General features: G+C 61.9%; 11 protein-coding genes. 9 read left to right on the top strand and 2 right to left on the bottom strand.

The annotated features are described in order from the left end of the window. Both VD811_02250 and VD811_02255 read right to left on the bottom strand, forming a co-directional pair. Positions 1-2,634, bottom strand: a 2,634-nt coding sequence (locus tag VD811_02250; GenBank protein ID HXV19795.1) for an AsmA family protein, incomplete at its 3' end; no start/stop codon positions are given. A gap of 12 nt (positions 2,635-2,646) precedes the next feature. Then, entirely contained in the window at positions 2,647-3,564 is a 918-nt protein-coding gene (locus VD811_02255) for an RluA family pseudouridine synthase (protein HXV19796.1), read from the bottom strand. Between the two features lie 181 nt (positions 3,565-3,745). On the opposite strand from VD811_02255, the gene smc reads away from it, so the two are divergent. From smc to VD811_02300, 9 genes are all read left to right on the top strand, one after another. Next, positions 3,746-7,267, top strand: a complete 3,522-nt coding sequence (gene smc, locus VD811_02260; protein HXV19797.1) for a chromosome segregation protein SMC — start codon at positions 3,746-3,748, stop codon at positions 7,265-7,267. An 8-nt stretch (positions 7,268-7,275) separates the two neighbouring features. After that, complete coding sequence (locus tag VD811_02265) at positions 7,276-7,635, top strand: roadblock/LC7 domain-containing protein (GenBank protein HXV19798.1); 360 nt, start codon at positions 7,276-7,278, stop codon at positions 7,633-7,635. Between the two features lie 73 nt (positions 7,636-7,708). Beyond that, on the top strand, positions 7,709-9,007 hold the full coding sequence (gene ftsY / locus VD811_02270) for a signal recognition particle-docking protein FtsY (GenBank protein ID HXV19799.1): 1,299 nt from the start codon (positions 7,709-7,711) through the stop codon (positions 9,005-9,007). Between the two features lie 60 nt (positions 9,008-9,067). Next, positions 9,068-9,259 carry a cell division protein ZapB gene (locus VD811_02275; GenBank protein HXV19800.1) on the top strand — a complete coding sequence of 64 codons (192 nt, stop codon included), beginning with the start codon at positions 9,068-9,070 and terminating at the stop codon, positions 9,257-9,259. After that, entirely contained in the window at positions 9,256-9,564 is a 309-nt protein-coding gene (locus tag VD811_02280; GenBank protein ID HXV19801.1) for a cell division protein ZapA, read from the top strand. The genes VD811_02275 and VD811_02280 overlap by 4 nt, the downstream gene beginning before the upstream one ends. 418 nt (positions 9,565-9,982) lie before the next feature. Beyond that, entirely contained in the window at positions 9,983-10,573 is a 591-nt protein-coding gene (locus tag VD811_02285) for a 5-formyltetrahydrofolate cyclo-ligase (protein HXV19802.1), read from the top strand. Between the two features lie 17 nt (positions 10,574-10,590). Beyond that, positions 10,591-12,153 (top strand): ribonuclease Y, encoded by a 1,563-nt coding sequence (gene rny / locus VD811_02290; protein HXV19803.1) that lies wholly within the window; start codon positions 10,591-10,593, stop codon positions 12,151-12,153. Between the two features lie 15 nt (positions 12,154-12,168). Further along, positions 12,169-12,960 (top strand): TIGR00282 family metallophosphoesterase, encoded by a 792-nt coding sequence (locus VD811_02295; protein HXV19804.1) that lies wholly within the window; start codon positions 12,169-12,171, stop codon positions 12,958-12,960. Between the two features lie 27 nt (positions 12,961-12,987). Next, positions 12,988-13,197, top strand: a 210-nt coding sequence (locus tag VD811_02300) for a tyrosine--tRNA ligase (protein HXV19805.1), incomplete at its 3' end; no start/stop codon positions are given.

Below are 13,197 nucleotides of genomic sequence, written 5' to 3' on the forward strand. Positions count from 1 at the left end.
CTTCAAGGTGCCGGTGATCAGACCCCGCCGTTTGAAAAGCTCATGCTGCAGCGCCGCCGCATCGAAGTTTTCCAGATGCCCGGATATCTTCAGCAGGGACGAGCCGTCAGGTAGCCGGTCGACTTCCACCTGGCCGGTGCAGCGGCCGGCGCCGGCATCGAAAAGGAGCGGGAAAACGGTCAACTTCCCGTCAGCAAAGCCGATTTTTCCCTCCGCATTCTGGAAATGCAAAGGCCCCAGGATCCCTTCCCTGACCCGGGCGTCGATCAGTACGGCGACTTTCCCTTTCCCCTGCCTTTGCTGCTGACCTTGTGCCGGCTCTGCCGAGCGCTGCCAGAGACCGATCACCTCGTCGATGTTGGCCCGCTCAGCTTTGATGTCGAGATTGACCTGCGGGGCGCTGAAATCTTTCAACGTGCCGGCCACAACAGCTGCGGTTCCTCCGTTCAGCCGCACCTTGACGGACTCGAAGAGGATTCCCCCCTTGTCGATGACCAGTCGCCCGTCGACATCTCGCAATACCAGCTTTTCAGAGTTGAAGATCAACTCGTCAGCGCGAATGGTCTTGGCCTGGACATGCATCTCAAGGCGGGGATCGGAAAAATTCCGGACCGAACCGTCAATGCGAACTGGCGAGATACCGAGCTTGGCCGATACATGCTCGAAGTCGAGGCCGTCGTCGAGCAGGCGAAACTGGCCGTTGCCATCGTTGATGTCCGCTACCGCTCCCCGCAGGTGCATGCCGAAACCACGCAGGTAGAAGGTGCCCGTGCGATTATTGATCTTTCCGTCCGAGCCGGTAATTTCGAACTGGCCGGAGGCTGCCCCCCGCAAAGCGAACCGCTCGAGAGCCGGCAGAAAGGGAACGATCTCCTTCAATGGCAACGGGGCCAGATCGATGGCCACGCGGAACGCTTTGTCCGGCGCTCGGTCGATGCCGCCCTCGGCGCGGACCTCCAGTGGCGGAGCCTGAAGCCGGCCATGGCTTAATTCAAGCCGCCCGGGCGTGAGTTTGCCGGTCAAAAAGATACTTCCGGGATCGCCGGTCGATTTTACCGGCTGTTCACCCCAGTGCAGGGCAATCTCTTGCAGATTGGCCTGCAGGTCGAGCGTGACCTGCTCCGGCGGACCCTCGACTTTCAGCGTGAGGGGAACCGGACCGTCGGCACTGAACTTCTCCGGCCACCGGGTCGGCAGCAGGGCGAGCAGGGGCCGCAGCGGCAAGGTGCCGCCGGCTTCCAGCAGCAGGTTTCGGGCAGGAGCGAAGGGCTTCGCCAGCGACCCCGAAAAGTGAAACGGTGCATCGAGGAACAGGCCCTTGCCGTCCTGGACGGTAATCAGGTCATTTGCCAGTCGGGCGACCAGGCTGACTCCCCGGAGCGGACCGCCGCGCTCAAGGCGAAGGACGGCATCGCGAACCCTGAGCGTCCCTTGCTGCAGGGGGAAGTCGGCATCCATCTGGGTGTAGCCGGACAAGGGACCGCTGAACCGGGCCGACTCGATCTCCACCACCCCGCCGCCGAGGCTCTGGCGGAGCTGGTGCGAAGCGCTCTCCGGATTGCGGTCGGGAAGCAGGCGGCCAAGTTGGAGCAGAGGGAGTCTGCCGTTCGTCAACTCTCCCCGCAACCACGGCTGCTCGTTCCGCTCCTCCAGGCTAAAGCTCCCGGCCAGCTCCATTTCGTCTGCCCGGAGAGTCAGCTCGGTAAACTGCTGGCTGGTTCCCTGGTCGTTCCAGTTCCCCTGAAAACGGATCTGCTGAAAAACCAATGGTTCGTGGTAGAAATCGGGAAGCCGCAGCTGCAGGTTGGCGCTGTCGATCCGGCCTTCAACGCGCAGGCCGGCGGTAGGAGAGCCGATCAACCGGAGGTGCAGAGAGAGTGCCCCCGCCGTTTGCATTTTGTGCAGACCGGTGGCATAGCGTTGCAGCAACGGTCCGGGGGCCAGATGGTCGAGCGCCAGTTCGAGGTTGACGCCGACACCGTGCCAGATGGGCCGCTCACGGCCGATTTTGACCTCTCCGGTCAGGGCCAAGGGCGAGGTGGTCCCGTCCTGGACCAGGTGGCCGGCGAGGCGCAGACGAATCGCCTGGTTCAGGGCGATGTTCGCCATGTGCGCCTCGAGGCGCTCCAGGGTGATTGCGAAGGGGCGGTCCGGGTCGCGGCGGTCCAGCAGGTGCAGGGTTCCATTGCTGACCCTGAGGGCACGGATCAGGGTGTCGCCCAGGATGCCCTGATCCAGCTTTAGGGCGGAAGGGGGCTCGATATCAGCGGCCGTCGGCGGATTGAGGGTGAGGCTGAGGTGGGGAGCCTCCAGCAGGATTTCGGAGAAAGTCACTTCCCGCTTCAGCAGAGGGAGCAACTCGAGCTTGAGAAACAGATTGTCGGCCCGTAAGACGCCGGTTTCCCCTTCACCCGAACCGATCCGCAGGTCGGCAAAGCTGAAGGCGGGGCCGTGGCGCCAGGACAGGCGGGCCTTGCCCAACTGCACCGGCTGGGAGAGGGCAGTGCTCAGGGTGGACTGCAACTGCTCGCGGTAGCGGTTGAGATCGAAGGTGGCAATGAAGGTTGCCACGGCCGCCAGCGCCAGAAGGAGCAGGCCGGCCAGGATGCTGAGGAGGGGGTGGCGACGGAACATGGATGCCCTTTGTTAGCAAGAAGAAAGGTGGTCGGGTGTGTCGTGGTGCCCGGGGGCACCAGTGACTGGGTCCTCCATGCCCAGCGCCGCCAGCAAGGCCGTCAGCTCCGCCGGCAGGTCGCTGACGATGCTGACGGGCCGGTGATCGAAGGGGTCGTGCAGCGCCAGTCGGGAACAATGCAGAAAGAGCCGGTCGAGGCCCCTCGGCGCCGGCCCCCGGTAGCGCCGGTCGCCGGCGAGAGGGTGGCCGGCATCGGCCAGCTGTCGGCGAATCTGGTGAGTTCGGCCGGTCTGCAGCTGCAACTCCAGCAGGGAGTAGCCGCTCTGCGTGGCCAGGGTCCGGAAGACGGTCGTCGCTTCCTTGAGCTTCTCCTTGGCCGGCACCGGCGAGGTGAGCAGGCCGCTGGCGGGCATGGCGCCTGCCACCAGGGCGAGATAGGTCTTCTCCACCCTTTGCTCCATGAACTGTTTCCCCAGCCCGGCGATGGCTTTGGCCCCCTTGCCGAAGATGACCGGTCCAGATGTCTCGGCATCGAGCCGGTGGATGGGGGCGATCTTGAACGGCTCATGGCGCTGACGCATCAACGACCGCACCCGCTCCGTGAGGTTGTCCTGCTCGTGGCCGACGCCGCGATGCACCGCCAGCCCTGCCGGTTTGAAAGCGACCAGCAGGCTGGGCGTTTCGCCCAGGATTTCGACGGCCAGGCTGGCAGCCTGCCGGAGTTCCGCCAGGCGCCGGCTGTCGGGGAGCGTCAGCCGGGCGCCGGCCGGCAGTCTGCTGTCGGCAGCGAGCGCCTGTCCGCCCTCTCTGACCTTGCCGCCGCGCAGAAGTTGCCGCAGGTAGGCTGTCGGTGCGCCGGGAAGCCGTTGCTGTAAAAACTCCAGCGCGGTCAGACCGGCTTCTGCTTCGCTCACCATCCATTCATTCATGCCGGCAATCATACCCCTGTGGCTCGCGGCAGGCAAGCTCCCGATTGCCGGAGTCGGTGGCGGAAACGATTTCCCCGGGGGATAAGTACTTTACATGCCCAGGGGACCTTGCTAACATGGCCCGCCATCCCTTCATTTCCCCAGGCCCTTGCCGGTTCAGGACGGTTTCCAGCGGTTACAGATGAAGATCAAGCGGGTAGAAATCATCGGTTTCAAGTCCTTCGTCGACCGGGTTTCCTTCGACTTCCAGGAAGGAGTTACATCCGTGGTCGGGCCCAATGGCTGCGGCAAGAGCAATATCGTCGACGCCATCCGCTGGTCCATGGGGGAGCAGAACGCCAAGAACCTGCGCGGCCGCTCCATGGAGGATGTCATCTTCGGCGGCAGTGAATCCCGCAAACCGCTGGGGATGGCCGAAGTTTCCATGTTCTTCGACAATGCTGACGGAGGGGGCCCCGCCGCTTTCCGCGAGTATGCCGAAATCATGGTGACGCGGCGCCTTTACCGCAACGGCGAGAGTGAGTATCTGATCAACAAGACCCCCTGCCGTCTGCTCGACATCAGCGAACTCTTCATGGATACGGGGGTCGGCGCCCGCGCCTATTCGATCATCGAGCAGGGCAAGATCGGCATGATCCTCAATGCCAAGCCCGAGGACCGCCGCTTCCTGATCGAGGAGGCGGCCGGGGTCACCAAGTATAAATCCCGCAAGAAATCGGCGTTGCGCAAGATCGAGGCCACCCGGCAGAACCTGCTGCGGCTCGGCGATATCGTGTCGGAAGTGCGCCGGCAGTTGAACAGTCTCAAGCGCCAGGCACAGAAAGCCGAGCGCTTCCGCACCCTGCGGGAGGAACTCAAGGGGATCGAAACGCGGATTGCCGCCGGGCGTTACCGGCAGCTGCAGGCGGAGAGGGAAGGCCTAGGCAGGGAGGAGCTCGGCCGGCAGCAGGAACTGGAAGGGGTTTCGGGGCAGCTCGCCGAACAGGAACTCCGTCTCGAGGAACTGCGCCTGCAGCACCTAGACAGGGAAAAGGCGGTCACCCAGGGGCAGGAACGCCTCTTTCATCTTGGTGCAGAACTGCAGAAGACGGAGGGGCGCCTCGAGCTCAGCCAGCGGGAGATCGAGACGCTGTTGCGCCAGCAGGAGCGTCAGGCTGCCGAGCAGGATGAGAACGCCCGTCGCCTCGCCGGTCTCGATGAGGAGGAGACCTCGCTGCGGGACGGGTCCAGTTCGCTCGGCAGCGAACTCGAAGGGATGCAGCGGCAACTGGGGGAAGGCGAAGGCCACCTGGAAGAGTGCGCAGCCAATGAACAGGATCTGGTCAGTCGGCTGGAAACCACCCGCGCCGCTCTCTATGCGCTGCTCAATGCACTCTCTCGCGCCGGCGCGCTGCAGGACGAAGCCCGACGCCGCCTTCAGAACCTGGAAGAGCGCGCGGCGCGCAACCGGGGCGATGCCGTCACGGTGCGTGAGCAGACTGAAGAAGCGCAGGCGCTGCTGGCGGCGCTGGAAATGACGCTTCGGGGATTCCGCGAACGCCGCACCGGTCTGCAGCAGGAGCGCGAGGGGCTGCAGGAGACGGTCCTGACCCTGCGCCGGCGCATCGAAGAAAACGAAAACGCCCTGTTGGTCCGGCGCGAGGAGCTCAACCGCTTCCGCTCCCGGCTGGAGACGCTGCGGCAATTGGAGAAAAATCTCGAGGGGTACGGCGCCGGCGTCAAGACCCTGCTCGGCGAGAACGCCTTCCGTGGCCGCTTCGGCCGGATGGTTGCCGACTTTCTTGAGGTGCCTGCCCGTTACGAGGCGGCCGTGGAAGCGGCCTTGGGAGACAGGCTGCAGGCGCTACCGGCGACTGCCGGCGATGCCTTGGAAGCGCTGGCCTTCCTGCGCCAGAAAGATGGGCGTTGCACGTTCGTCCTGCCCGGGTTCTCTGCCGCCGCCCCGGCCGCCATCAACGACGCCACGCCGTTGCTCGAGCTGGTGCAGCCGCGTCTGGGTGCGGAGTCGACGGTAGCCGTCCTGCTCGCCGGGGTATGTCTGGTCGAGAGTCTCGAACCCTATCTGGCAGTGCCGCTGCCGGCCGGCGTGGTGCTGGTCACCGAAGCCGGCGAGACGCTGAGTGCGCGGGGGGAACTCACCGGCGGCGGCCGTCAGGCTCTCGCCCAAGGCCTTCTGCACAAACGGCGCGAGATGAAAGAACTGGCCGAGCGGGTAGGGGGGCTGGAGGCGCTGGTCGAGGCCCTCCAGTCCGAGCGTCAGCAGCTCCGGGAAGACCTGACCGAGGCGGAGGAGCAGCTGCGCGAAACGGAGGCGGCGCTGCACCGCAAGGAGCTGAAAGTGGTCGACAGCGAAAAGGACCTCCTGCGGATCAGTGGTGAGGCCGACCGACTGCGCGAGCGCCTGGAGGTGCTCAGCCTCGAGGAAGATCAGCTACACGAAGAGCGGGAGGAACTGGAGCGCCAGTTGCGGGAGGCTTCCCGGGGCCGCGAAGAACAGGAGTCGCAGAAAGCCCAGCACGAAGAAGGCGTGGCTCGGTTGCAGGAGGAACTGCAGGTTTTGCGCCGGGAGACGGAAACGGTGAGGGAGCGGGTCACCTCACTCAAGGTGGCCGTCGCCAGCCTTCGTGAGCGGGAGGAAGGGAGTCGCCGCAGTCTGGAGCGGCTCGCGCAGCTTCGCGTGGAATTGCGGGCCCGGGCCGCCCTGCTGACCAGCCGGGAGGCCGAGGGAAAAGGGGAAGAAGAGCGGCTGCGCAGCGAAATGGAACGGCAGCGCGTCGAGCTCGATCTCCTCTTCCGCCGGCGGGAAGAGGAAAAAGGGCGTTTCGAGAAGACCCGCGAGCGGTTCGAGGCCGGCAGCCGTGAGATCGAGGCGCAGGAGGACCTGCTCAAGGGGCTGCGCAGCCGGCTGCATCAGGCCCGGGAGTCGCTTTCCGCGCTGCAACTCAAAGGGCGCGAGTTGGAGATGCAGGCCGAGCACCTGCGCCAGGGCGTTCTGGAGCGTTACCGGCTGGACCTGGCCGAGGCTTCACCGCCCCCTGAGGCGTTCTGCTCAACAGCGGATGACGAGCGACGCATGCAGGATCTTCGGCGCCAGATCGACGATATCGGCGAAGTCAACCTCACCGCCATCGAGGAGTACCAGGAGCTGGAAGGGCGCTTCAGCTTTCTCTCCCTGCAGCAGGAGGATCTGCGGCAGTCTCTCGAAGGCTTGCAGACCGCCATTACCAAGATCAACCGGACCACCCGCAAACGCTTCCGCGAAACCTTCGATCAGATCAACGCCAAGTTTCAGGAGGTTTTCCCCCGGCTGTTCCGAGGTGGACGGGCCGAACTGCAGCTGACCGACGAGGAGGACCTGCTGGAGACGGGAATCGACATCGTCGTCCAGCCGCCGGGCAAGAAACTGCAGAACGTCAACCTCCTCTCCGGCGGCGAGAAGGCACTGACGGCGGTGGCGCTGATCTTTTCGATCTTTCTGATCAAGCCATCCCCTTTCTGCATTCTGGATGAAGTCGATGCGCCGCTCGATGACGTCAACATCGGCCGGTTCAACGAACTGGTCAAGGAGATGGCCGAGATTTCCCAGTTCATCATCATCACCCACAACAAGCGCACCATGCAGATTGCCGATACCCTGTACGGAGTGACCATGGAGGAACCGGGGGTCTCCAAACTGGTTTCGGTCCGGATTAATGAATTCTAGGTGGTCTCATGTCGTTCAAAAAGCTGCTGACGGAGTTGGTCGAAAGTGTTCCCCACGCCCAGGGGGCGATTATCGTCGACTGGGAAGGGGAAGCGGTCGATCATGTGGCCATGATAGACGACTATGAGCTCAAGGTCATCGGTGCGCACAAAGGGGTCATTCTGAACAACCTGCGGGAAGTGGTGCGTCGCCTGGACGGGGGCGACCTGGAGGAGCTGGTGATCGCCACCGAAAAGGCCCAGATGCTGGTCCTGCCGTTGACGGAAGAGTACTTTTTGGCTCTCACCCTGGGAAACGGAGAGTCTTTGGGGCGGGCGCTGTTCGAGGCGAGGCGGTGCGCCGCCCGGCTGAAGGTAGAAATTGCCTGATCACCACTGCCGGCCGTCAACGGGCGGCGACTGGAGCAACGACAATAAAATGAGTAGAAGGAGCGCTTAACCGATGGAGTCGAATTCCCGTTTGCTCGAATGGCTGAGCGGCCTGCTGGCCGGCCTGGGCGTGTCGCCAGACTACCTCGCCCTGGGGTCCATGATGGTGCTCTACCTCCTCGGCATCCTTGCTGTTTTGCTGGTGATCGTGGTTCTTTTGCGGCGCCGCCGGCCAATCGAGATGCCTCCGCCCGCACCGCCGGCTCGTGAAGAAGGCCCTGCGGCGCCTCCCGTCGATGTCGGCGAGCAAAAACCCGCCGAAGAGGAGGTCGTCGAGGCCGCCGCGCCGAAAGTCGCTGGGGAGGAGGTTGCTGCGCCAGTCGCCCCCCCTGCACCGCCTGCCGCAGCACTCTTGCGGCAAGCGGTGGTGGAGCCGGCATTGGCCGAAGAGGCACCGGTCACCTTGTTCGAGCGGATGCGGGCTGGTTTGGCTAAAACCCAATCGGCTCTGGTAGGCCGCATCGATGCTTTGCTGGGCGGCCGGCAGCGGGTGGATGCCGAAGTGCTGGAGGAACTGGAAGAAATACTCATCACCGCGGACTTCGGAATGAAAACCACTCAGGACCTGGTGCAGTCGCTGGAAAAGCGGGTTGCCGGCAATGGTGCGGTCGAAGGCCTGCGCGACCTTCTCAAGGAGGAGATTCGCCAGCGGCTTCGCCTGGAAGCCGCCCCGCTAAATCTTTCCGCCGCAACCCCCTTTGTGGTCATGGTGGTGGGAGTGAACGGCGTCGGCAAGACCACCACGATTGGCAAACTGGCCCGTCAGTTCGCAGCTCAAGGGAAAAAAGTCGTGCTCGGCGCCGGGGACACATTCCGTGCCGCTGCCGCTGAGCAACTGGCCATCTGGGGTGAGCGGGCCGGCGTCGATGTGGTCCGCCACGCCGAAGGTGCCGATCCGGCAGCGGTGGCGTTCGATGCGGCCAAGGCCGCGGTCGCCAGGGGTGCCGATGTGCTCATCCTCGACACTGCAGGCCGACTGCACACCAAGGTGAATCTAATGGAAGAGCTGAAAAAAATTCGCCGCGTCCTGTCTCGCGAGATTCCAGGCGCCCCCCATGAAACGCTGCTGGTGCTCGATGCCACCACCGGCCAGAACGCCCTGGTCCAGGCCCGTCTCTTCCGGGATGCGGTGGAGGTTTCGGGGATCGCTCTGACCAAGCTTGATGGTACGGCCAAGGGCGGGGTAGTGGTGGCGATCGGCGCCGAACTCGGTCTGCCGGTGCGCTTTGTCGGCATTGGCGAGGGAGTCGATGATCTGCGACCATTCGATGCCGACCTGTTTGTCGATGCGTTATTTCAGCAGAACGTTTAATCTCTTGACTTTTTGCCACAGCTTCTCATAGAATTTCCCCTAAGCTGGAGAAGGTAAATCGTGGATTTGAATATAGTTCTTCGGCTGGAAAAAAAGATCGATCAGCTTCTGGCCCGGAATCAGGAACTGGAGGAAGAGCGCAACCGGTTGCTCGCGGAGAAAAAAACGCTCGTCGGTGAGCGCGAGCGTTTCTGCGCCGAACTGGACAGAGTGCTTACCAAACTGGACCGTCTGGATCAGGAGATGCCTTGAAGCATACCGTTCAGGTAACGATTCTCGGTCAGCAGTATACCGTGAAGAGCGAGGCTACCCCGGACGAAGTCGCCAAGGTGGTCGATTTTGTGAATGATAAAATCGCCGAGGTGGCGGCATCGGGGCGAACCGTCGATTCCCTCCATGTTGCCGTCCTCGCTCTGCTCAATCTGGCAGGCACGTTCCTTCGTCTGCAGGAAGAGCGGTTGATAATGACTTCCCAGCCGTTTTCGGACACGCAGGCGGATTCTAGACTCTTACGCTTGCTGGAACGGTTGGAGCAGGCCTGTCCGGAAGCATCATAGAGGTTACTCATTCCGTTAGGGCAAAGACAGATTTTTAGAGTGGCATCACTTCAGTCTCCGTGCGGAGATTTTAGATAGACAGGCAGATGGTTTCAATGCGCCCTGGATTTGAGGGCGCTTCGCTGGTCCGGTTGGAAGACACCTGTTCGCATATTTTCTTGCTGAGTTGACAGCATGCACTTGATGCTCTCTACGGATGACAGTACGCAATCTCCTTCTGCATTGAACAGAAAACGGAAGATTTGTGAGGCGTGCTCTCTCCAGTTGGCGGCCGCTTGTCGGCAGACAACAACGGCCCCCGGCCGGGCAGGGAAGTTTTGAACGTAGTGTCATCCCCCGCTGGACCTGAATACCACCCACCCCTTCTCATCTAAAACCCTCCCTTCCGGAGATCACCCGAGACTGCGGGATCTCTGCCATGCCCAAACGCTCCATTCGGGACGAATTACTCGCTCGCCGTCGCCACCTGGCGGTTGAAACTTGTCTGGGGCGTAGTCTGGCGGCGCAACAGTCGCTCCTGCTCGCCCCTGAATTTGTTTCGGCAACCGTCGTGGCTTTGTATAGCCCGGTGCGGAACGAAGTTTTTACCGAAGAAATATTCACAGAAGCCCGCCGTTGCGGCAAAATCGTAGCTTATCCTCGAGTGCGCGGGGCCTTGCTGGAATTTGTCGAAGTGAAGGAGCGACAGGAGCTTGAAACCGGAGCTTACGGTATTCTCGAGCCGTGCGGAGTGCACGTCGTTCCGTTGGCGGCGCTTGAGTTGATCGTGGTGCCGGGAGTCGCCTTCGACCTTGCCGGGCACCGTCTAGGCTATGGCAAGGGCTATTATGACCGCTTACTGCACGAATGCAGGGGACTACTCGTTGGCCTCTGTTTTGATTTCCAACTGGTCGAGAAGCTGCCTGCTGAAGCTCACGACGTCCGAATGAACATGGTAGTGACCGATGAACGCACGTTGCATTTTGCTGCTGACGGTTCTGGCAGCAACAGGCAACCCAACATAAACTAAGTGAGGAGGGTCCGACTTTGCGAATAGAACTCGTGCTGATTTTGATTGTCGCCGCCTCGGCTGTCAGCGTATTCGCCGGCATGCTGTTGCGCCGTAAACTGGCTGAGTCCCGCATCGCCAATGCGGAAAGGGCTTCGGAGCAGATTGTCGAGGAAGCCAGGAAAGAGGCGGATTCGATCCGCAAGGAAGCAGTTATCCAGGCCAAGGATATGGTGCTGGAGGCCAAATCCGACTGGGAGAAGGAGTCCCGGGAGTTGCGCCGTGAACTGCAGGTGCAGGAAAAACGGCTGCTGCAGAAAGAAGAGAACCTGGATCGAAAGATCATTCAACTGGATGACCGGGAGAGTGATCTCGGCAAGCGGGAAAAGGGCCTGCTTCAGCAGGAAGAGCATCTCAGAAGCCGGGAGCAGGAAGTCGATAGCCTGATCCTTGAGCAGAGGACTCGACTGGAAAATATCTCGGGCCTGAAGTCCGAGGAGGCCAAACAGCAGTTGATGGCGGCCATGGAAAGCGAAGCCCGGCACGATTCGGCCAAGCGGATCAAGGAAATCGAGGATGAGGCCAGGGAGTCCGCGGACAAGAAGGCCAAGGAGATCCTGGCTCTTGCTATCCAGCGCTACGCCGGCGATTTTGTCGCCGAGAAAACGGTGAGTGTGGTGCCGCTGCCTTCCGACGAGATGAAGGGGCGCATCATCGGCCGTGAGGGGCGCAACATCCGGGCGATCGAAGCAGCCACCGGCATCGATCTGATTATTGACGACACGCCCGAGGCCGTCATTATCTCGGGGTTCAATCCGGTGCGTCGCGAAGTGGCCCGGCTGGCCTTGGAGCGTCTGATCACCGACGGGCGCATTCATCCCGCGCGGATTGAGGAAGTGGTCAGCAAGGCCACGCAGGATGTCGACAATGCCATTCGTGAAGCCGGTGAGCAAGCCACTTTCGATGTCGGGGTGCACGGCATCCATCCGGAGATCATCAAGCTGATCGGTCGTCTCCGGTATCGCACCTCCTACGGACAGAACGTCCTGCAGCATTCCCTGGAGGTGGCCTTCCTGTGCGGAATCATGGCATCTGAACTGGGATTGAATGTCAAACAGGCCAAGCGTGCAGGACTGCTGCACGACATCGGCAAAGCTGTCGATCATGAAATCGAGGGCTCGCACGCGGTGATCGGTGCTGATCTGGCGCGTAAGTACGGTGAGGCACCCCCGATTGTTCACGCCCTTGCGGCCCACCACGAGGACGAGAAACCCGAGTCGATCCTTGCTGTCCTGGTGCAGGCGGCAGACGCCCTTTCGGGTGCGCGTCCCGGCGCCCGCCGAGAGATGCTTGAGACCTATGTCAAGCGGTTGGAGGAACTCGAGCGCATTGGTACCTCCTTCAGGGGGGTCACCAGTTGTTTTGCCATTCAGGCCGGCCGGGAAATCCGGGTGATGGTATCCAGCGATGAGGTGACCGATGCTCAGGCGCATGTACTGGCCAAAGATGTCGCTCGCAAGATCGAGGACGAGATGACTTACCCCGGGCAGATCAAGGTCAACGTCATCCGGGAAACCCGGGCCATCGAATATGCCAAGTAGCAGGAAGGCGGACGTTTGAAGATCCTTTTTATCGGTGACATCGTCGGTCGCGCCGGCCGACTGGCACTCGTTTCGCGCCTCGATCGGTTGATCGACCTGCATAACGTCGACCTGGTGGTGGCTAATGGTGAAAATGCGGCGGCGGGTTTCGGTTTGACGCCGGATATCGCCCGGGAACTCCTTGATCTGGGAGTGAACGTCATTACCTCCGGCAACCATATCTGGGACAAAAAAGAGATCTATCCCTGGCTCGGCGCCCAGCCGAACTTGCTGCGGCCGGCCAACTATCCAGCGGGCGTGCCGGGACGCGGGGCCGGGGTGTTCTCGACCAGTGCAGGAATCAAGGTGGGAGTGCTCAATCTGGAAGGGCGGGTGTTCATGAATGCCTTGGAGTGCCCGTTTCGGACCGCGGATGCGCTGGTCGAGGACTTGCGTCGCCAGACCCCGATCATTCTGGTTGATTTTCACGCCGAGGCGACCAGCGAGAAGGTAGCCTTGGGTCATTATCTGGATGGGCGGGTCTCGGCGGTGGTGGGAACCCACACCCATGTGCAGACGGCCGACGAGCGCGTTCTGCCCGGAGGGACGGCCTACCTCACCGATGCCGGAATGACCGGCAGTCGTGATGCGGTGATCGGCATCCGCAAGGAACTGGCCCTCGAGCGTTTTCTGACGCAGTTGCCGGTTCGCTTCGAGGTGGCTAAAAAGGATGCTGTCTTGTGTGGTGTGCTTTTTACCGTCGACGAGGGGACGGGACGGGCGACCGGTGTCGAGCGGATTTTTGTCGAAGCCGGTGACAACGGGTAATTCATTGACACGAGGATTTTGATGCGCATGAAATCGGTTCAGGAGCAGATGGCAGTCATCCGGCGTGGCGCCGTTGAGGTTCTGGTTGAGTCGGAACTGGAAGAAAAGCTGGTTGAATCCCTCAAGACCGGGGTTCCTCTGAAGATCAAGGCAGGTTTCGATCCCACCGCGCCCGACCTGCATATAGGGCACACGGTCCTCATCCAGAAGCTCAAGCAGTTTCAGGATCTCGGGCAT

This window comes from Desulfuromonadales bacterium, assembly GCA_035620395.1.
Lineage (GTDB): Bacteria > Desulfobacterota > Desulfuromonadia > Desulfuromonadales > DASPGW01 > DASPGW01.

What these genes read in the sequence shown, in the direction of transcription:
- smc (HXV19797.1), top strand. Translation starts at nt 3,746, where the DNA reads ATGAAGATCAAGCGGGTAGAAATCATCGGTTTCAAGTCCTTCGTCGAC.
- VD811_02265 (HXV19798.1), top strand. Translation starts at nt 7,276, where the DNA reads ATGTCGTTCAAAAAGCTGCTGACGGAGTTGGTCGAAAGTGTTCCCCAC.
- ftsY (HXV19799.1), top strand. Translation starts at nt 7,709, where the DNA reads ATGGAGTCGAATTCCCGTTTGCTCGAATGGCTGAGCGGCCTGCTGGCC.
- VD811_02255 (HXV19796.1), bottom strand. Translation starts at nt 3,564, where the DNA reads ATGAATGAATGGATGGTGAGCGAAGCAGAAGCCGGTCTGACCGCGCTG.
- VD811_02285 (HXV19802.1), top strand. Translation starts at nt 9,983, where the DNA reads ATGCCCAAACGCTCCATTCGGGACGAATTACTCGCTCGCCGTCGCCAC.